Genomic DNA, 19,450 nt, shown 5'->3' with positions numbered 1-19,450 from the left:
ACCGGGTCAACCTCACCATCTCCGACGAGGACAAGAGGCCCTGCTGACACCCGGCAGGGGTGAGGGAAGCGCTGCTGACGCCCGGCGGGGGTGCGAGGAAGCGCTGCTGACGCCCACTGGTCATCGGGGCCGTCGGGCGCGCGTAGGCGCGGAGGGCGCCTCCATCCAGCGGCGGAACAGGCGAGCCTCGCCCGGCGGGAAGAACGCGGTGGGCGGCACCTCGGCGTGGTAGCGCCGGAACGCGGCGCTGAAGTCCGCAGGATCACGGTCGAACCACGCCTCGGCCTCGGGCGAGCCGCGCAGGAGCCGCTCGAAGCGCAGCCGCGCCACGAGCAGCGCCGACATCCTCACGCCGTCCTCGTCCGCGCCGAGCAGCGCCCGCCGGAGCGCGGGCGGCAGCGCCGGATCCTCGGCCGCGGCGCGCAGCGCGGCCACGGGATCCTCGGCGGTCATCGCGCGCGCCACGAGCGCTTCGTAACGCGCGTGCGCCTGCGCCCCGGTCAGCCGCGCCGGCCGCGCCGCCGGGCCCTCCGCTGCCCTGCCGCGGGCCTCCCCTGCCCCGCCGCGGGCCTCCCCTGCCCCGCCGCGGGCCTCCGCTGCCCCGCCGCGGGCCTCCCCTGCCCTCCCACGCGCCGCGCGCCCCGCCGCCCCGCCGCCGGCCGCGCGCGTCACCTGCGCCTCCCGCGCCTGCCGAGCGCGCGCCGCGCGCGGCGAAGCTCCTCCCGCACGGCAGCCACGTCGCCCGCGCCGTGCACCGTGCCCTCCATGCGCTCCAGGGTCACCCCGCGCAGGTTCGGGCAGCGCGGCGCGACCTCGTCCAGGAGGCGCCACACCGGCTCCGGCACCGCGTCGTCGTGGCCGTCGAGCCGCAACACCCGGCCCGAAGGCAGCCAGCCCGGATCGCTCGGACCGCCGCCGGAGAGGTGGATCTCGATCACCCGGGCGAGATCGAGCCGCGCCACGTACTCGGCCGGATCGAAGCCGAAGTTCTCCGCCATGGTGTGGACGTTGTGCAGGTCGAGCAGCAGGTGCGTCCGCGGCGCCCTCAGGATGCGCTCGAGGAAGCGCGGCTCGTCCAGCGGATCGCCGAGCACGAAGTAGCTGACGCTGTTCTCGACGCCGACGTCCTCGACGACGGCCTGCATCGCCCGGAGCGCGCGGCGGGCGACCGCGGCGCCGTGCGCGCTCATGGGCATCGGGAGCGGCAGCCCGGCCGAAAGGCCGGCGGGCGCGCTGATCCCCAGGTGATCCGTGTACCAGCGGAAGCGGAAGATCGCGTGGTCGCGCCGGAGGGCCGCGAGCCAGCGGGCGCGCCGGCCCGCGTCGGCGGCCGAGGCGCCGCCGAGCGACCAGCCGACGCCGTGGGCGACGAACGGCCGGTCCGACCGGCGCGCCAGCTCGGCGAAGCGGCGGTGGAAGCCGTTCTCCTGGAGATCGGCCTCGGCGGCGTCCGGCACGCGCCAGAGCGTCTCGGGCGCCACCTCGTAGTAGTCGGCGTCGCGCAGGATCACCTCGGCCAGCAGGTCGAGGAACGCCGCGTCGGGCTGGAGCGTGAGGCCGACCGGGATCAACGCGTGGAGGCCCCGCGCCCGTCGACCGAGAAGAAGTACAGGAAGCGCCGCGACTTGGAGGGCACGTGCCCCATGCCGCAGGCCATGAGCCCGCTGTCCTTGGCCCCCTCGACGTCGATCCCGCAGCCGCTCGCGATCGCCCAGTGCGCGCCCGCGGGCGGCGCCTTCACGAGCCGCGCGCGCACGCTCGCGGCGCGGGCCTCCACGTCGCGCGCGTCGGCGCCAAGGCCCTTCCGGAGCAGCGCCCCGAGCGCGCCGATCCGCTGCGCAGCGATGCGCTCGTCGTGCTTCAGCTGCTCCTCCCGGCCCCCGGCCGCCATGCGGCGCATTCCGTCGTAGCTCGGGAGCGCGACGTCGAGCTGCGTCGCGGCGACGGGCACCTTGTCGGTCCCGACCACCACCAGGAGCGGCTCCCCGCTGCCTGCGCCGGGCACGAGCTTCTTCAGATCCGCCATGGTCGCGCAGACGACCTCGACGCCCGCGAGCGGGGCGAGATCCCCGTCCGCGCCGAAGTTGAGCAGCTCGCCGAACGCGTGGCCGCGCTCCCACTTGGCGCTGTCGTCGGCAGGGATGACGAAGACGAGCAGCGCCCTGTTCGCCTGCCGGGCGCGCCGGAACGCGGCCGAGACCTGGACCAGCGACCCCGAGGCCGCCGCTGGCGTCCCCTTCTCGTCGCACGCGGCGCCGTCGCCGAACGCGTCGCGGATGAACGCGGGCCACGCGGTGGCCGCGAGCCCTGCTGCAGTCGCTCCCAGCAAATGCCTGCGCTTCATGGTCACTCCTCACCGCCGTTCCCGAGCAGCTCGCTCTCCGTCTCGCCGCGCCCCGAGGGCTCGGGCGCGAGCGGCGCGAAGGCCGACCCGCCTGCCTGCACCAGCCTATCCCGATCCCGGCCCAGCACGATCGGCGCTGCCCCCGCGGATCGCAGCATCACGCGATCGCCCGCGGCCGAGTACTGGCCTGTCGCGACCACCTCCCCGGAGCAGCGGTCCTCGAGCGTGAAGCCCCCGGACGCGTCCAGGAGGAGCGTCCGCAGCCCCGCGGCGTAGAGGCCGACCAGCTCCGCCTCCGCGCCGCCAGGCTCCAGCGCGCCGCCTCTGGGGGCCGCCGGCACCGCGGCGAGCGCGTCCAGGGCGTCCTGCGCCGCCGAAGGCGCGAACGCGGCGGGATCGCCGGGATCGCGCCGCACATCGGGCAGGGCCTCGATCACGCCCTCGGGCGGATCGAGGAAAGAGCCACGCTCCAGCAGGTCCGGCGCCGTGAGCGTCCACATGCCGTCGCGACGCCGGGAGATCTCGCCGCCGACGAGCGCCGCGAGCGCCGCCGCGGCCGCCTTGCTCGCGTGCAGCGTCAGGCGGTCGTCCCGCGCCTCCTCCCCCAGCGCGAGCCATCGGATCTCGCCCTCGGCGCCGCGGACGTGCGCGAGCATGCCCCCGCGCAGCGCGATCCGCGCCGCGCCCTCCGGGCCGCGCAGCACGGCCGTCTCTTCCACGTCGAGGGCGACCGGCAGGATCGGCGCGCCCTGCCAGCCGTCGCTGGCCACGGTCCAGCGAGCGCGCGCCGCGGGATCGAGCAGCACGTACGCGGTCGCGTCCGGAGCGTCGATCGGCTGGGAACACCCGGCGGAGAGCAGCGCCGGGCAAAGAAGGGAGAACGCAAGGAAGAGACCACGACGTCTGGGCATCGGGCGGAACCTCCGGGGAGCTGAGACGCCCCACGGCGGTGAAAGTTTCATCGACCCCCACGGGCGCGCCCCGCCCGTGCTCGCCCGGGGCGAGCCCCGAGCGGCGAGGGGCACGCCCCTCGGCTTCACCTCCACGCCGTGCATCGGTATAACGAGGAAGTCATGAGCGCCGACGCGTCAGGCCTGAGACGGCCAAGGCACCCGATCCCCGATTTCGTCGAGAACGCGCTGAACGAGCGTGGCTTGATGGATGCCTACAAGGCCCGCCCCGCGTACCAGCAGAACGATTATATCGGATGGATCGACAAGGCGAAGCGGCAGGAGACCAGGGAGAAGCGCCTCTGCCAGATGCTGGATGAGCTCGAAGCCGGCGGTGTTTACATGAACATGAAGCATCCGGCATCGGAGAAGACGTGAGTTATCCCGCGGAAGGGAACAGCGAGTCCGTGCTGGCCTATGTGTTCTGGCACTGGAGACGACCCGAGACCGCTGCGGAGGAGTACGAGCGCCGGCAGCGAGCCTTCCATGCGGCGCTCGCCGCGGCGCCCGCGCCGGGCTTTCTCCGGTCGTTCAGCGTCGGGCTCTCCGGGGCGCCATGGGCGGCCGGCGGCGGAGACGCCTACGAGGACTGGTACCTGGTGCAGGATTTCGGTGCGCTCGGCGCCTTGAACGAGGCCGCGGTCTCCGCCAGCCGCTCGGCGCCGCACGACGCGGCGGCCGCGGTCGCCGGCGGCGGGGCCGGGGGCCTGTATCGCCTGCGGGGCGGAGTTGCGCTGCGCGCGCCCGGCTACGCCCACTGGTTCGGCAAGCCCGACGGCGTGTCCTACGGTGAGCTGTTCACCCGGCTCACGCCGATCCTGGAGCAGGCGAGCGCCGGCCTGTGGATGCGCCAGATGGTGCTCGGGCCCGGCCGGGAGTTCTGCTTGCACGCGGCAACCTCTGTATCGCTGCCCGCTCCGTTCGATGCGCTCGTCCTGCCGCTCCGGCCAGCCTGGCCGGCGCTCGACGACACGGGCATGCCTCCGGCGCGCTGAGGCGCGCCCGCCATGGAACCGGCGCGCATGGAGATCGACCTCGCGTTCGTCCCCGGCTTCTCGGCATCGCTCGCGGGCTGGGAGGCCACGCTGCGCGTGGGCGGCCATGGCGCGGTGAGGTGCCACTGGATCGGGCCGTCGGGCCCCGAGGAGCGAACCGGGACACGCCACGACATCTTGCTGACCCCGCAAGCCTTCGAGAGGCTCAGTGGCGCGCTCCGCGAGCTCCCCGAGGCCTTCCAGCGGTGGGCGCTCGACGATGCTCCTGTCCGGCACATCCGGTGCCGCGCCGGAGATGGGCTCATCGAACGTCGCCGGTCGGTATCGAGGAAGGCCGCGACGCCGCTCGAGGCGGCGTTCGATCGCGTCTGGCTCGAGCTCTTCTCCCTCGTGCGGCCGGCCCTCGTCGATCTCGGAATGCCCGAGTCGCTCGTCGCGCTGGCGCGCTGATACGACAGCGCCCGACAGCAGCGAACAGCACGAGCGCTCCGAGGCAGGCTTGCCGACGTGCTCCCGCGTTCCGTGTACACTGCGCGCCATGAACCGCTTCCTGCTGATGAGTGTGCTTGCTTTGTCCGCGTGCAGCCCCGAAGCTCGGGACTTCGCTCCTGGGAGCTCCGACGCCACGAGCTCGGGGACCTCCGGCGGGGGCGGAGGCGACGCCGTGGCCGCGGCGGGGGCCGGAGGCGACGACGCGCCCGGCTGCCAGGATGGCCTGTCCTTCTGCGGCGGCGCCTGCGCGGACAAGACCTCCGATCCGGAGCACTGCGGCGCTTGCGACCATTATTGCCTGGGAGCGCCGTGCGTGGCGTCGCGCTGCCAGCCCCTCCTCCTCGCGTCGGGCGGCGTCGAACCGACGGACATCGCGGTCGACGACACCACGGCGTACTGGGTCGATCCCGTCGCTCGACAGGTGATGACGGTGCCTGTCCGCGGCGGCAATGCGGAGTTCCTCTTCATGGGAGACCCCCCCTTCGCCCCCCAGAGCATCGCGCTCGACGCCTCCGGCCAGATCTATTTCACCGACTCCGGCCTCGAGATCATCATGATGGCGACGTACGAGGGCGATTCCACGATCCTCGCGGACGGGCAGACATACCCCATGGCCATCGCGGTCGACGCCGCGAACGTCTACTGGACGAGCGCCGACCAGGGCACCGTCATGAAGGTGCCCGTCGCGGGCGGCGCCGCGGTCGCGCTCGCGGAGGGGCAGGACTCCCCGCTCGGCGTCGCGGTCGACGCGACCCACGTCTACTGGGTGAACGAAGGAGGCACGGTGATGAAGGTGCCTGTCGCGGGCGGCGCCCCGAGCGCGATCGCGGACGGGCAGGTCAAGCCGCAGGACATCGCCGTGGACGCCGCCGCCGTCTACTGGACCAACGACGGAGGCACCGTGATGAAGGCTCCGCTCGAGGGCGGCCCCCCCGTCGCGCTCGCGGAGGGGCAGCGCAACCCGCGGAAGCTCGCGATCGACGCCGAGAGCGTGTACTGGACGAACGATGACGGCACCGTGAAGAGGGTGCCCATCGGAGGCGGCGATCCCGAGACGCTCGCGACGGGGCAAGATCATCCGCTGGGCATCACCGTGGACGCGACCAGTGTCTACTGGACGAACAGCGCCGCAGGCACGGTGATGAAGCTCCCGAAGTGACACCCCGCTTGCCAGGGGCCCGGTTCGAGCGCGACGATCGGCGCCTCCATGAAGCGCGCCGCCCTCCTCCCGATCGCCCTCCTCACCGCGTGCGCCGGCGCCCCGGCTCCCCAGCGGGCCCCTGACGCGCCGGTGCTCGCGGCGCCGCGCCCCGCCGTCGCCGCGCCCGCGGTCGCGGCGGCGCAGCCCGCGACAGCGCCGGCGGAGCTCGCCTTCGTGCTGAGGATCGCCCATCCGAAGCGGACCTGGGACAACGTCGCGCGGCTCCTGCCGAGCAGCGCGTTCGTGTTCACCATCGGCTCGACGGATCCCACGAAGGTGCTCGCGCAAGCGGTGGGCCCGGAGCTCGCCGCCATCGTCGATCTGGACAGGCCGCTCGACGTCGCCTTCCTGGGCACCATGGGCGATCACGCCGTGGCCTCCCTGTCGGTCGCGGAGCAGGACGTGCCGCGGCTGGCCGATCGCTTCGCGCTCAAGGAGCTCAAGGAGCACCCGGGCCTGTTGCGCGTCGAGCGCGCGCGTGACGCCGAGCCCGACGACGAGGCGCCGCCCTGGGCCTGCGCGTTCGATCCCGGCGAGCGGCGGGATGGCGCCCGCCTGCTCTGCGGCACGAACGTGGAGGACATCGAGACCGCCGCGGCCTACCTCGTCCAGGTCGTGGCCCGCGAGCCGCTCGACGCGGACGCGCGGATCGAGCTCTCGGAGCGGACCCTCCGCCAGGCCGTGGAAGAGGCGAGCGGCGCGGGCGACGCGGACGAGGACGACGGCCGCGCGGGGGCGCTGGGCCAGGAGCTCGCCGCGGGGTTCCTGCGCGATATCGAGAGGTTGAACGTCGACCTCACGTGGGGCCGCGCGGACGTCGAGGTCGGCCTCACGCTGCGCTTCGCGGGCCGGCGCTCGCCCCTCACGCTGGCCTTCGCGCCGGCGGCGGCGCAGGACGCCGCGCCGCCGCCGGCCTTCTTCCGCCTCCCGGCCGACACGGCGGTCGCCTTCCACACGCAGGGCGCGTCGCGCGCCGAGCTCACCCCGCTGCGAGAGGCCGTCTTCAAGGCGCTGCGCGACGACATGATCGACGACGGCTACGACGAGACGCGGCTCGATCAGGTCCTCGATCGCCTCGAGACCCTGGCCCTCACGGGCGGCCCCTTCGTCTTCGGCGCGGGCGCGAACGGCGCGGCGGCGGAGAAGGCGCTCGCGGCCTACCAGCGCGACAAGGGCGCGCAGCGCGCGCAAAAGGCGGCGCGCCTCGCGCTCCAGGGATGGATGCTGGCCTCGGTCGAGGAGCCGGCGCCGACCTGGATCTCCAGCGTGAAGGAGCTCCTCCTGCGCGGCGATGAGCTCGACAAGCTCAAGCGGAGCGCGCCGAAGGACGGAAACACCGCGCGGGCCGCGGGCAAGCCCGGGGGCGCGCCGAAGGACGGCGCTCGCAAGGACGACGAGGACAAGCAGCGCACGACGCACGCGATCGTCCGCGCGCCCGCCTCGCTGCCCGCGGGGACGCTCCACGTCGAGCTCCGCTCGAAGCCGCTCACGAAGGACGCCCCGCCCGCGCACACGACCCACCTCTACGTCGTCCCCGCCGGCCAGCGGACGTGGTTCGGGATCGGCGAGGACGAAGCCGCCCTCGTGGATCGGCTGCGCGTCGCGGTGGATCCGGGGCGCGACGAGGGCACGCTCGGCGCGGCGCCGGACATCGACGTGCTGCGGAGGCGCGGGACGCTGGCCGGCGGGCTCTTCTCGCTGGCCGGCTTGACGCTGCTCGCGGCGAACGGCGACACGCCGGAGGCGCTGGACAAGGTCGCCAAGGATCTCGCCGCGCTCGCGGCGCTGCCGGCGCGCGGCGGGGTCGCCATTCCGCTCGCCGTCACCTCCGAGGTGCTCGGCTCCGGCGCGGCCCGCCTCGACGTCCGCGTGCGGCTGACCCACGCCGGGATCCAGGACGCGATCGCGCTCCTCGCGCGCTGATGTCGACCCACCGCGCGAGGGGCCCGGACCGCGCTCGAGGCAGCGTCACATCGAGATGTTGATCGTGGGTGTCTGGTCCGTCGTCCAGGAGCTGACGCCCGGGAAATAGGTCGTCTCCTCGTCGCCGCCCTGGGTCGTGTGGATCTGGTACCGGCGATTCGCTCCGCAATTGAAGAGCGCCCCGTAGACGACCGATTTCGTCTGACCGGCGCCGACCAGCTCGGACGAGTTGTTCGCGAGCTTGTCCCACGTGCCGCCGGACACCTTCACCTTGCTCTCGTCCCAGTCGACCGTGAACGCCTGGCTGCCGGAGTTGTGCACGCTCACCGTGATCTGGCAGCCGGCCACCGCGTCGCTCGGCGCGCCCGCGGCGATCGCGGCGCCGATGGGCAACGCGAGGGCAGCGGCGATCAAGGTCCGGCGAATGAGCGCATGTCGTTCGAGCATCATGACGAGTCCTCCTGTGGTGGTGCGGCCGTCGATTCACCTCGACGGCTCGCTCGCGCAGGGACCTCAGCAACCGGCAGGCCAGAGGCGAACTCGCGTCGGACCGCGAGGGTCGGGCCTCGTCCTCGTCGCGCGCCGCCCGCCTCCGCTGCGGGGAGGCGCGCGCGCGGAGCCCCCGGGCGCCTGCTCGAGCCTTCGGCCGGGAGCGCTGCGGGTGACACATCGCCACAAGGGTGTCACGTGACACCCTGTGGCAGGTGAGCCTGCCCATCCCGGACGTGAGAGGACGCCGCGGCGCTGGCCGCCGCGCTCACGCCCGCTTCGGCGGGATGGGGTACATCGCGGCCAGATCGTCGTTCCGCCGGAACCCGAGCGCCTCCACGCGCGCAGACGGCATCGGCTGTTCGTGTTCGGGCAGGAGACAGGAAGAAGTCCAGACGATTCCACTCGACGGTCCGGGGTGGCCCGGTCTTCTTCCTTGCATGTGAAAGCCGCCACAGCGTACTTCTTGACGCGAGAGCAGCCTCCGCTCGAACAGCTCGAGGAGATCACCATGCCCTGGTATGTCTATTTCGCGTACTTCTTCGGTGGGGCGTTCCTCGCCAATGCGCTCCCCCACTTGATCGCCGGCGTGTCCGGCCAGCCGTTGCAGACCCCGTTCGCATCACCGCCATTCAAGGGGTTGTCGCCGCCGGCGGTGAACGTCGCCTGGGCGCTGGCCAACCTCGCCTTCGCGTATCTCTTGCTTGTGCGCGTCGAAGCCCTCGATCTCCGGAGCTGGTCTGACGTCGGTGTCTGTTTTGTCGGGTTCGGCGCCATGGCCCTCCAGTGCGCTCGCTCTCTCGCTCGCCTTCGCAAGCAGCCCCTCCCCTGACCTGCCCCTTCGCGAGGCGACGAAGGCGCACGCGCCGCGAACGCCGTGAGGCTACGAAGAGACGATCGCATTCTTGCGACGGGCACCACGCACGCCGCCGGCCCCCGGAGACACGGCTCGTCCCCGCTGGAGCCCGGCGAACCGCCTCTCAACGTGCGTCGTCAGAGCCGCGCACGAGGATGACACGGGTCTTCGACAGCCGGTCGTGCAGGCCCACGGGCGCGCCGCCCCGCCGCGTCAGGAACGTGAACGCCTCGAAGGGGATGAACCGGCACAGGGTGCGGAGCGCGATCCGACCGAGGCCGGCGCGGCTGCCGTCCTCCATCACGACCCGCGTGCCAGTGACGAGCTTGCCAGGCGTGGCGCCGAAGATCGCCTCCATCGAGGCATAGTACGCGAACATCATCACGAGGCCGAGCAATGTATCGTTGGCCTTCTCGAACACGTCGGCGCCTCCGAGGAGCCCGAAGATCACGCCCACGAGGAACGTGAACAGCATCAATCCCATGTAATCGACGACGAGGTTCACGAGCCGCCTGTCGCTGCTCGCGAGCCGCAACCGCGAGCGCTCCTCCGGTCGCAGCGCCGCGGAGGCGTCTGCCTTGGGTGGTTCGTAGGGGTTGTAGCTCTCGGCGGGCTGCGCGGTCGGAGAATTCATGAGACCTCTCCATGGGGTTGGATGACGTCGCGGCGCAGCGCTCGCGGGCAGACTGCCCCCGGAGTCGGCGCGCCCAAGCGCATGCTACGCCCCGCATGCGGCGGCGTGAAGACAGCCCCTTCGACCCGGCGATGAGCGATCAAACAGGCGTCGGTCTTCGGAGTGTGGACGGATCGCAAGGGCGACCGGTGCGCTCTCGAGGACTGCGGCGACGTGGCGGGCTGCCGCGTCGAGCGGTGATCGCGGGGCGTCCTTCCGCTCGGCGAACGCGCCCGGCCGAGCGAAACCCAAATACATTCACGGGCCCGCGGGCATTGTAGGGGGGATGGAGACGTGGCAAACGCGGGCATCCGACGGCGATCCGAGTGTCAGCCGGGCGTTTGCCTCAACTGAGGCAGGAAAAATACGACCATGGCGAAGCGCGTGAACCGAAGAATCTTCCTCCGGGGGCTGGGCGGAGCTTGCGTCGCGGCGCCGTTCCTCGGCTCGATCCTCGACCGCACCGTGATGGCGCAGCCGGCCACGCCACCGAAGCGGCTCATCGTGATGTACACGCACTATGGCTGCATCACGACGCGGTGGTTCCCGAAGAAATCGCACGGGCCGCTCACCGCGGCGGACCTCGAGTCGACGACGCTCAAGCACCTGGCGCCTTACGTCGACAAGCTCCTCATGCCCCGAGGCATCCGCGCGATGAACGAGTGGACGGCGACGATGGTTCGGGGGCAGGGGAACGATGAAAATACGCAGGTGAACGGGTCGTACTTCACTTGCCACCCGGTCACTCCCAACAGCAACGACCCGTTCAGCTTCAACACGGCGACGAAGTTCTACGCCATGCCGACCGGTCCCTCGCTGGACCACGTCATCGCACGACAGCTCAGCCCGCAAGGCACTCCGTTGCTCATGAACACGATTGGTGAGCGTGACAACTCTCAGTCGGCGATCTCCTACTCCGCTGCCGAGACCCTCTTCAATAGCATCTCCGCGTCGCAGGCCTTCAGCAGCCTCACGGGACTCTTCGAGGCGGGGAAGCCGACGTCTCCGGACACCTACGCGGCGATGCGCGGCAAGAGCATCCTCGACATCGTGAGGGACGATCTGCAGACGCTCGAGCGGTTCGACATGAGCCGTGCCGACAAGCGGAAGCTCGCAGCCTGGAAGGAGCTCCTCCACGCGACAGGAAACGTGGTGGTTCCTTCGCAGTGCAACACGTCCCTCGCCACGGCGCTCGGCGTGACGCAAGAAAACATCGACCTGGTGAGCAACGCGAACTACTCGGACAAGCTGACGCAGCCGATCTCAGGCGGCCTGGACGGAGCGGACCTCTATTCGAACCTCGCCCTGCTCGCGGCGGCGTGCAACGCGAACCCCGTCATCTTCCTGAAGTACCCCGCGGCTTACAGCTTCAAGGGGCTCGGCCTGACGCAGGAGGCCGCGGGTCTCGCGAGTCGCTTGGACCACGCGGGCATGACGGGCACCTGCGTCCCCGGTGTGATCGACATGATCCTCAAGATCGACGACTACTATGCAAGGAAGTTCGCCCACCTCGTCGGGCAGCTGAACCGTATCGACGAGGGCGACGGCACGCTCCTCGACAACTGCGCGGCCGTCTGGTTCCAGGACGCGTCGGACGGCTGCGCCCGCAACCTCAACAACCTGCCGATCGTCCAGGTCGGCAGCGCCGGCGGCTATTTCAAGACCGGCTGGGCCGTGAACGTCGATGACGGCTCGCCCGATCTCACGACCGGCAACAGCGAGATCACGTGTGCCGACGGCACGTCGGACCGGGTCGACGCGATCTCCCAGGAAACGGGGACCGATCCATCGCTCGCCAACGCGCCGATCAACAAGTACTTCTGCAGCTTGATGAACGCCCTCGGGGTCAAGGCAGGCCCGGATGGTTTCCCGGCAAAGGGCGGTTCGGCGCCGGTGACCCACTTCGGCATGTACGACCGGACGGAAGACTTCATCGGTGGCGGGACCAATCCCCCCACCATCCACGATCCGGGCGAGTTCACCGCGCTCAGGGCGAACTCCTGAGCGGTCTCCCTCGTCTTCATCGGCCTCGGGACCGCCGTGCTCCCCCGAGCCCTCCAGCGACCGCGCCGACGCCCCCGGAAGCCGTAGGCACCCAATCGCTGATCGATCTCACCCCCTGATCGCCCTACCTCGAGCGCTGCTGGAGCCGGCCCGGCAGGCGCTCGCGCCGAGAGCACGAGTTCGTCCACCTCGCGGATACGTGCAGGTGCTCCGGTCGCTCTACAGCGTGCCCACCCGCTACGTCGGAAGCACAGTGCGCGTTCGCGCCGACCGCGCATCGGTGAGGATCTACGCCGGCACGGAGCTCGTGAAAGTGCACGCGCGCGTCGCGCCGGGCAAGCGTTCCACCGATCCGAGCGACTACCCCATGGGCAAGGACGTCGCAGCGGTGCGCGACGTCGCCTCGCTCATCGCGAGCGCGAAGAAGTGCGGAGTGCACGTCGGCGTCTACGCTGAGCGACTGCTCGCGGTGCCATTGCCCTGGACGCGCATGCGGCTGGTCTACGCACTGCTGCGTCTGTGCAAGAAGTTTGGCAACGGGCGCGTCGAGGCGATCTGCCAAAGCGCGCTCGCGTTCGATGTCGTCGACGTGCAGCGCGTGGCGCGCATGCTCGAGACGGCGAAGCCGCCGGCGTCACCGTCCACGGATCAGCGCACGGTCATTGCGCTGCCCGCGCCGGTGACCGCGCGCAGCAAGCCGCCCACCCACCCACGCGGCAGGCGGCGATGACCGCTGCGGCCCCGGCGAGAACGTCGAGTCTGGGGCCGCGCCTCTGACCCCTCGCTCCGATCGGTGTGCCTCGCCCCCCTCGTCGATAGGACCGCTGGTGTCGCCGGGGGCGGGTGAACCTGCCCGCTCCTGAGCGTCGCGGACCCTGCCGGGATCTACACGGGGGCCTAGGTGGCCCCATGACCCTGCGAAAAGAGAGGTCGCCGGTCGCTGCGCGCCCGGCTCCGGAGACATCGACACGCTTCGCGGTCTCGGGCGTGGTCGAGACCGATCACGTCGTCTCCCCCCTGGCGCCATGATCCTGCGATGGGGTGGCCCCATGACCCTGCGACGTGGCAGCATGCAGGCAGGCAGCATCGCGTTTGGATTTCTTAGCCCCACACGCCGCCGAGGTTCTCTTTCCCTTTCCGCCCCAAGACCGCGGTCTCTGGAAACCGATGACTCAAGGAGGAGCGTCATGATGCGTTTCGATTCCCCTTTCCAGCGCTGGCTGTTCATCTTGTCTACCTTGCTCTTCTGCGGGGCGCTGTCCACGGGCGGCGCCGGCTGCGCGCTGGGCCCCGAGCCGCCCGCGGGCGACGAGCTCCAGCTTCGCTTCCCCGACCACGCGCTGCAGATCCTCGGGGGCGGCGAGGCATTCGTCGCGGTCGACCGCGGCTTCGCGCTCGCCTCGACCGTCGGATTAACCGGCGACGGCGAGATCGAGGCCTCGCTCCAGCGACGCGGCGGGCTGCACGCCGCGCTGCCGGCGCGCGGCGAGGGGGAGATCCGGTTCCATCTGCCCGGCGGCTTCGAGGCGCGTGTGCGCGAGATCGGCGCCGAGGGCGAGGGCGTTATCGCCGAGCAGGCGGTGGCGTTCCGGCGCGAAGGCGGCACGTCGTTCTGGTCGGCGATCGAGGAAGGCTACGAGGAGTGGCTGCTGCTCGACGCGGGCATCGCGCGCGCGGGCGCTCCCGCGGCCGCGTGGGAGGTCGCGGGCGCGACCCTGAGGCAGCAGGGCGACGCCGTCGAGGTCGTCGACGAGTCCGGCGCGCCGCGGCTGCGCGTGACGGCGCCGGCCGCGTTCGCGCGCGGCGGTCGCCCGATCGCCGCGCGCCTCGCGGTGCGCGGGGCGACCATCGAGCTCTGGGCGGACGCGGGCGGCGAGCCCGCGCTGATCGACCCCGTGTGGGCGCCGGCCGGCGCGATGAGCACCGCGCGCCACGGGCACTCTGCAACGCTGCTCTACGACGGCAACGTGCTCGTCGTGGGCGGGTACAACGGCGCTCTCCTGGCGAGCGCCGAGCTCTACAGGCCGAGCACGAACACCTGGTCATCCGCCGGATCGGTGACCCCCGCCCGCCGCTACCACACGGCGACACGGCTGAGCGACGGCAGGGTGCTCATCGCGGGCGGAAACGGGGCCTCGAGCGCGCCAGTCGCGAGCGCCGAGCTCTACGACCCGAGCACGAACACCTGGTCGGCGGCCGCGCCGATGACCGCTTCGCGCCAGGGGCATACCGCGACGCTGCTCGACGATGGCACGGTGCTGGTGACCGGTGGGCTCACCGCCGGCAACACCTACGTGGCCAGCGCCGAGATTTATCATCCCGCGACCAGCACCTGGTCGGCGACCGCACCGATGACCCAGGGCCGTGGCGGGCACACCGCGACGTTGCTCACGAGCGGCAAGGTGCTCGTCGCGGGCGGGCGCAACGGCTCCTACCTCTCGAGCACGGAGCTCTACGATCCGAGCGCCGGCGCGTGGTCGTCGGCTGGATCGATGAGCACGCCCCGCTATCAACACGCCGCGGCGCGGCTCGCGAGCGGCAAGGTGCTCGTCACGGGCGGCTACAACCCCTCCTCCCACGAGCTCGCGAGCGCCGATATCTTCGATCCGGCAGCACCCTCGTGGACGGCGGCCGCTCCGATGGCTGTCCCCCGCACCGGACACACTGCGACGCTGCTCAGCAATGGCGACGTGCTCGTGACGGGCGGGGCCATCGGCCTCACCACATCGACCGCGACCGCCGCCCTCTACAACCCGGCGGCCGATGCGTGGACCTCGGTTCCAGCGATGAGCGACGAGCGCAGCGGGCACACCGCGACGCTGCTCGCGAACGGCAAGGTGCTCCTCGCGGGCGGCGTGAGGTATGGAATCATCACGAACGCGTACCTGTCCAGCGCAGAGCTCTATGCCGATCCGACCACGACGTGGGTTGCCACGGCATGGACGATGGTCACGCCGATGAATGACGATCGAGCCGAGCACGCAGCGATCGTGCTCAACGACGGCAGGGTGCTGGTGACGGGGGGTGGCCATGCGCCAGCGGCCAACCGCGCCGAGCTGTACGGTCGGTTAAGCAATACCTGGACAGCGGCCCCTCCCATGGCAACTGGGCGAGATGAGCACACGATGACGCTGCTCCCGAACGGCAAGGTGCTGGTCGTGGGAGGCCACGGGACGTCCGCGTCCAACGCCGCCGAGGTGTACGACCCGACGACCAACACATGGTCGCCCGCGGGATCGCCGCACGCCGCCCGAGTCGGACACTCGGCCACGCTGCTCCTGAACGGCAAGGTGCTGGTCGTGGGTGGGTTCCTGCTCGACGCTCTCACTGCCCCAGTCGCGCTTTACGATCCGGCGAGCAACACCTGGTCGCCTGCCGCGCCGGACGGCGCCACCCTCGGCAAGCATACCGCGACGCGGCTCACGAGCGGCGACGTGCTGGTCACGGGCGGTAACGGCAACGGGACGCTGTTGGACAGGGCCATGCTCTATCATCCGGCGACCGACAGCTGGTCGCCCGCGGGCAGCATGAGCGTCCCGCGTTGGTATCACACGGCGACGTTGCTGAACAATGGCGACGTGCTGATCGCCGGAGGTGCCAACGGCAACAACTATCTGTCGAGCACCGAGCTGTATCATCCGGCGACGAACAGCTGGTCACCCGGACCGGCCATCGGTATCCGCGCCTACCACACGGCGACGCGGCTCACGGACGGCAGGGTGTTGATCGCTGGAGGCTATATGGGGACGTCTCAGTTGGCGACAGCCTGGCTCGTGAATTCGACAGGAACGACTTCGGCCCCGACCGGCGCGATGAACCAGGCACGAAACAGCCATACAGCGGTCCTGCTCGGGAACGGCAAGGTACTGGTCACAGGCGGAATATACTTCGGAAGTCTGCCGAGCGCCGAGGTCTACACGCCCTGACCCCGGCGAGGCCCGCGCATCCCCGCGGGAGCGAGGCCGTCGCGCAGGCGCGGCGCCCACGCGGCCAGACAACCTCATGATCGACGTCGACGACCTGTCGCCGATCACCCCAGGCCCGGGGCTTGACAGCTGGGCCCGGTCCGGGTCCATGCCGTCCGAGGAGCTGCGATCCGCCGTCACGCCCCCCTCGAACCGCACCGGCGCGATCGGCCGACGGGCGATCGGCCTTCACGCCGGCCGAAACGTCGCCCCGCTTGCATCGGCTGCCCGTTCCTGGCTACGCGTCCATGCAAGGAGGGTCCCGATGGCAACGACCGCTGTTCTCCAGTTCCTGCCTGACTGGCAGCACGCGCAGCAGGGTCCGATCGAGCGCGGGGGGAAGCTCAGGATCGAGTATGAGCTGAGCCGCCTGTCGCGCTGCTTCACGACGTGGCGCGGCGCCGAGATCGGCGACATCACCGCCTACGTCCGCTTCCACCCGCGGGGCGCGATCGTGCAAGGGAGCGTCGTCGAGGAGGTGCGGGCCCCGGGGAACCCGCCCGGGCACGTCGTCGCGCACAGGCCCGCGGCCCTGGAGATCTCGGTGCCCGACGACGCGACCCAGGCGGAGATCTGGTTCCACGGCTTCTCTCAGACCAGCCGCCGGTGCGAGGCGTGGGACACGCGCTTCGGCGACAACTACTGGTTCGACGTGGGCGGCCCGCCGCCGCGGATCCCGGCGCAGCCGGTCGTCTACCGCGCGGGGGCGCAGCGGCGCCCCGACATCACGAACGTCCGGGCCTTTCGGGTCTCGAAGGTCTACGCGTTCCCGAGGCCCGCACAGGGGCCGATCGCGGGGACAGACATCCAGATACACCTGGACCTCGACGCGTGGGTCAGCCATTCGGCGTGGGGCGCCAGCGCATGGATCGATGTCCACGTGTTCGACGGCCACGACGCGCTCGTCCACGCCGAGACGATCCCGCTTTCGTATACCGGGTGGGGCCCGAACCAGCAGTTCAGCTTCGCGGGCAAGATTTTCCAGGGATCCACCGCGACGCCGGGCTCGGTGTCGCCGCGGCCGGACGCGCGCAAGGTGCAGCTCCGGCTCTATTACGAGATCGACGGCCAGGTGTTCACGGATGGAGTCCTGCACCAGGCCGAGCTCCCCGAGGACGCGCGGCTCTGATCGGCGCCCCGCCGCCTCGCCGCGGGAGAGCGCCCCATGCTAAGAGGGCGTTCCCATGGCGAGCCGCTTCTACGTCACGACGCCCATCTATTACATCAACGACGTCCCGCACCTCGGTACCGCCTACACGACGATCGCCGCGGATGTGCTGTGCCGCTACCACCGGCTGCGCGGCCACGAGAGCCGCATGCTCACCGGCACGGACGAGCACGGCCTCAAGATCCAGCGCGCCGCCGAGGCGCGCGGCCTCGCGCCGGGCGCCCACGCCGACGAGATCGCCGCCGTCTTCCGCGACACGTGGCCGAAGCTCGGCTGCGCTCCCGACGACTTCATCCGCACGAGCGAGCCGCGCCACAAGAAGGCCGTGCAGGAGCTCTGGAGCCGGATCAAGGCGCGCGGGGACATCTACCTCGGCCACTACGAGGGGCTCTACTGCGTCGGGTGCGAGGCCTACTATACCGAGAAGGATCTGGAGCAGCCCGGGAACGTCTGCCCGCTGCACAAGAAGCCCGCCGAGAGCGTCAAGGAAGAGAGCTACTTCTTCCGCCTGTCCAGGTACGGGGACGCGCTGCTCGATTACTACAAGCGCAACCCGACCTTCGTGCAGCCGGCGAGCCGCCTGAACGAGGTGGTGAGCTTCGTGCGCGAGGGGCTCCAGGATCTGTCGGTCTCCCGCACCACGTTCCAGTGGGGCATCCCCGTCCCCGACGACCCGAAGCACGTCATGTACGTGTGGTTCGACGCGCTGGCGAACTACATGACCGCCCTCCGGGAGCCGGAGGACAACACGCGCTTCTGGCCCGCGGACGTGCACCTCGTCGGCAAGGACATCCTGCGCTTCCACGCCGTCTACTGGCCTGCGTTCCTGCTCTCGGCCGGCTACGGCGAGGCGGAGCTGCCGCGCCAGGTCTTCGCCCACGGGTTCCTCACGTACAGCGGCCAGAAGATGTCGAAGACGCTCCGCAACACCATCAGCCCCGTCGAGGTGGCGGCCGCCCTCTCCGAGGCGGCCGCGGCGGCCCTGCCCGGCGGCCCGGATGCAGCGGCCAGCGCGCCGCCCGTCGGGGTCGACGTGGTGCGGTATTGCCTGATGCGCGCGATCTCGTTTGGCCAGGACGGCGATTTCGGCCTTCAGGACGTGCTGTCGCGGTATGGCTCGGAGCTCGGCAATTCGCTCGGCAACCTGCTGAATCGCGTGCTCCCGTTCGCCGAGGAGGTCCCCGCGAAGGGGGCCTCGGGCCCGCTCGAGGAGGAGCTCGCCGGCGCGCAGCGGCAGGCCGCGGCGGCCGCGGCGGCCGCGTTCGACGCGAACCAGCCGACGCGCGCGCTCGACGCGATCTGGACGGTGATCGCCGCGGCGAACCTCTACATCGACAAGGCCGCTCCGTGGGTGGCCAAGAAGACGGACCCGGCGCGCCTCGGGACGATCATCGCGACCTTGATCGAGCAGCTCGAGGCGATCAGCGTGATGATCTCCCCCGTGATGCCGGTCGTGGCGGGCAGGATGCGCGAGCAGCTCGGGCTGCCGCCGATCGCGTTCGAGGCGGGCAGCGATCGCTGGCCGGTGGCGCTCCCCGCGCGAGCGCCGGGCGAGAAGCTCCGCAGGGGCTCGCCCATCTTCCCGCGCCTCGAGAAGGAGAGAGAGGCCGAGCTGCTCGCCCGGTTCGCCCCGCCGCGGCCGGACGCCGAGCCGGCGAAGGCCGACGCGACGGCCGGCGCGAAGGCCGAGTCGAAGGCGGCCCCGGAGGCGAAGGCCGCGCCCGCGGCGAGCGGCGGCGCCGAGGTGGCTGCCCCGCCGGCGCGCCAGGGCAAGAGCCCCGTGGCGTTCGACGATTTCGCCCGGCTGGACCTCCGGATCGGCGTGGTCACGAGCGCCGAGCGCGTGAAGAAGAAGGACCGGCTGCTCGATCTGCGCGTCGACACCGGCGACGGCGCTCCGCGGCGCATCATCTCGGGCATCGCGGCGAGCTACGCCCCGGAAGAGCTGGTGGGCAAGCGGGTCGTCGTCATCTGCAACCTGCCGCCGCGCGACTTCGGCAAAGGGCTCGTGTCGGAAGGCATGCTGCTGACCGCCGATGTCGAGGGGCGAGTCCGCACCATCACGGTCGAGGACGCCGCGCCGGGCACGCCGGTGCTCTGATACCGCACGTCGGCACGCGATTCACAGCGCAGCGACTACGACGGGAGCGAAACACCGGCCTCTGGCGGTGGTGTACCTCTGGCCGCAGGTGGGGTCTTTTGAACCGCCAAGTCGCCAGAAGACGCCAAGAAAAACAAAAAAAATTTTGGCGTCTTCTGGCGACTTGGCGGTTCCATCCTTCCGGCAGGTGGGAGAATCCCCTCGCCACCCCGCCTCCGCGGCCGAGCGGTATGGCCGCGATCGCTGCGCCGCGATCGTGCTTTTCACGCCGGTGGGCGGGGGACCAAGG

Annotated in this window: 17 protein-coding genes; 11 read left to right on the top strand and 6 right to left on the bottom strand. The window is 71.2% G+C overall.

Annotation, left to right across the window (positions count from 1 at the left end):
- Positions 1–120 precede the first annotated feature (120 nt).
- Genes POL72_RS20710 through POL72_RS20695 form a run of 4 tightly spaced genes read right to left on the bottom strand, consistent with a single transcriptional unit; the run spans position 121 to position 3,255 of the window.
- The gene (locus tag POL72_RS20710) at positions 121–672 is read right to left on the bottom strand and encodes a hypothetical protein (RefSeq protein WP_272097209.1); all 552 of its coding nucleotides are present in this window, start codon (positions 670–672) and stop codon (positions 121–123) included.
- Complete coding sequence (locus POL72_RS20705) at positions 669–1,571, bottom strand: MbnB/TglH/ChrH family RiPP precursor modification enzyme (RefSeq protein WP_272097208.1); 903 nt, start codon at positions 1,569–1,571, stop codon at positions 669–671. The genes POL72_RS20710 and POL72_RS20705 overlap by 4 nt, the downstream gene beginning before the upstream one ends.
- Positions 1,568–2,344 carry a hypothetical protein gene (locus tag POL72_RS20700; protein ID WP_272097207.1) on the bottom strand — a complete coding sequence of 259 codons (777 nt, stop codon included), beginning with the start codon at positions 2,342–2,344 and terminating at the stop codon, positions 1,568–1,570. The genes POL72_RS20705 and POL72_RS20700 overlap by 4 nt, the downstream gene beginning before the upstream one ends.
- 2 nt (positions 2,345–2,346) lie before the next feature.
- On the bottom strand, positions 2,347–3,255 hold the full coding sequence (locus tag POL72_RS20695) for a hypothetical protein (protein WP_272097206.1): 909 nt from the start codon (positions 3,253–3,255) through the stop codon (positions 2,347–2,349).
- 162 nt (positions 3,256–3,417) lie between these two features.
- On the opposite strand from POL72_RS20695, the gene POL72_RS20690 reads away from it, so the two are divergent.
- The 5 genes from POL72_RS20690 (at position 3,418) to POL72_RS20670 (ending at position 7,905) form a co-directional block, all read left to right on the top strand.
- Positions 3,418–3,672 (top strand): YdeI/OmpD-associated family protein, encoded by a 255-nt coding sequence (locus tag POL72_RS20690; protein WP_272097205.1) that lies wholly within the window; start codon positions 3,418–3,420, stop codon positions 3,670–3,672.
- Positions 3,669–4,289, top strand: coding sequence for a hypothetical protein (locus POL72_RS20685; protein ID WP_272097204.1), 621 nt, complete (start codon positions 3,669–3,671; stop codon positions 4,287–4,289). The genes POL72_RS20690 and POL72_RS20685 overlap by 4 nt, the downstream gene beginning before the upstream one ends.
- 12 nt (positions 4,290–4,301) lie before the next feature.
- On the top strand, positions 4,302–4,739 hold the full coding sequence (locus tag POL72_RS20680) for a hypothetical protein (RefSeq protein ID WP_272097203.1): 438 nt from the start codon (positions 4,302–4,304) through the stop codon (positions 4,737–4,739).
- 88 nt (positions 4,740–4,827) lie between these two features.
- The gene (locus POL72_RS20675; RefSeq protein WP_272097202.1) at positions 4,828–5,940 is read left to right on the top strand and encodes a hypothetical protein; all 1,113 of its coding nucleotides are present in this window, start codon (positions 4,828–4,830) and stop codon (positions 5,938–5,940) included.
- Between the two features lie 48 nt (positions 5,941–5,988).
- Positions 5,989–7,905, top strand: coding sequence for a hypothetical protein (locus tag POL72_RS20670; RefSeq protein WP_272097201.1), 1,917 nt, complete (start codon positions 5,989–5,991; stop codon positions 7,903–7,905).
- A 45-nt stretch (positions 7,906–7,950) separates the two neighbouring features.
- On the opposite strand, the gene POL72_RS20665 is transcribed toward POL72_RS20670, so the two are convergent.
- The gene (locus tag POL72_RS20665) at positions 7,951–8,355 is read right to left on the bottom strand and encodes a hypothetical protein (RefSeq protein ID WP_272097200.1); all 405 of its coding nucleotides are present in this window, start codon (positions 8,353–8,355) and stop codon (positions 7,951–7,953) included.
- Between the two features lie 550 nt (positions 8,356–8,905).
- Here POL72_RS20665 and POL72_RS20660 point away from each other — a divergent pair.
- Positions 8,906–9,226 carry a hypothetical protein gene (locus tag POL72_RS20660; RefSeq protein WP_272097199.1) on the top strand — a complete coding sequence of 107 codons (321 nt, stop codon included), beginning with the start codon at positions 8,906–8,908 and terminating at the stop codon, positions 9,224–9,226.
- Positions 9,227–9,374: 148 nt separating this feature from the next.
- Here the strand turns inward: POL72_RS20660 and POL72_RS20655 are convergent, their stop codons facing one another.
- Entirely contained in the window at positions 9,375–9,884 is a 510-nt protein-coding gene (locus POL72_RS20655) for an RDD family protein (RefSeq protein ID WP_272097197.1), read from the bottom strand.
- A 423-nt stretch (positions 9,885–10,307) separates the two neighbouring features.
- On the opposite strand from POL72_RS20655, the gene POL72_RS20650 reads away from it, so the two are divergent.
- From POL72_RS20650 to metG, 5 genes are all read left to right on the top strand, one after another.
- A complete protein-coding gene (locus tag POL72_RS20650) occupies positions 10,308–11,927 on the top strand; it encodes a DUF1552 domain-containing protein (protein WP_272097196.1) in 1,620 nt (539 codons plus the stop codon).
- Entirely contained in the window at positions 11,860–12,657 is a 798-nt protein-coding gene (locus POL72_RS20645; RefSeq protein WP_373372218.1) for a Mu transposase domain-containing protein, read from the top strand. Before POL72_RS20650 ends, POL72_RS20645 begins: the two co-directional genes overlap by 68 nt.
- 457 nt (positions 12,658–13,114) lie before the next feature.
- Positions 13,115–15,853 (top strand): Kelch repeat-containing protein, encoded by a 2,739-nt coding sequence (locus tag POL72_RS20640; protein WP_272097193.1) that lies wholly within the window; start codon positions 13,115–13,117, stop codon positions 15,851–15,853.
- A 304-nt stretch (positions 15,854–16,157) separates the two neighbouring features.
- Positions 16,158–17,021, top strand: a complete 864-nt coding sequence (locus POL72_RS20635; RefSeq protein ID WP_272097192.1) for a DUF6209 family protein — start codon at positions 16,158–16,160, stop codon at positions 17,019–17,021.
- A gap of 55 nt (positions 17,022–17,076) precedes the next feature.
- On the top strand, positions 17,077–19,161 hold the full coding sequence (gene metG, locus POL72_RS20630; RefSeq protein WP_272097191.1) for a methionine--tRNA ligase: 2,085 nt from the start codon (positions 17,077–17,079) through the stop codon (positions 19,159–19,161).
- Positions 19,162–19,450 lie beyond the last annotated feature (289 nt).

Origin of the sequence: Sorangium aterium (genome assembly GCF_028368935.1) — a bacterium.
GTDB lineage: Bacteria > Myxococcota_A > Polyangia > Polyangiales > Polyangiaceae > Sorangium > Sorangium atrum.
This window is presented reverse-complemented; position numbering and strand designations above follow the sequence as displayed.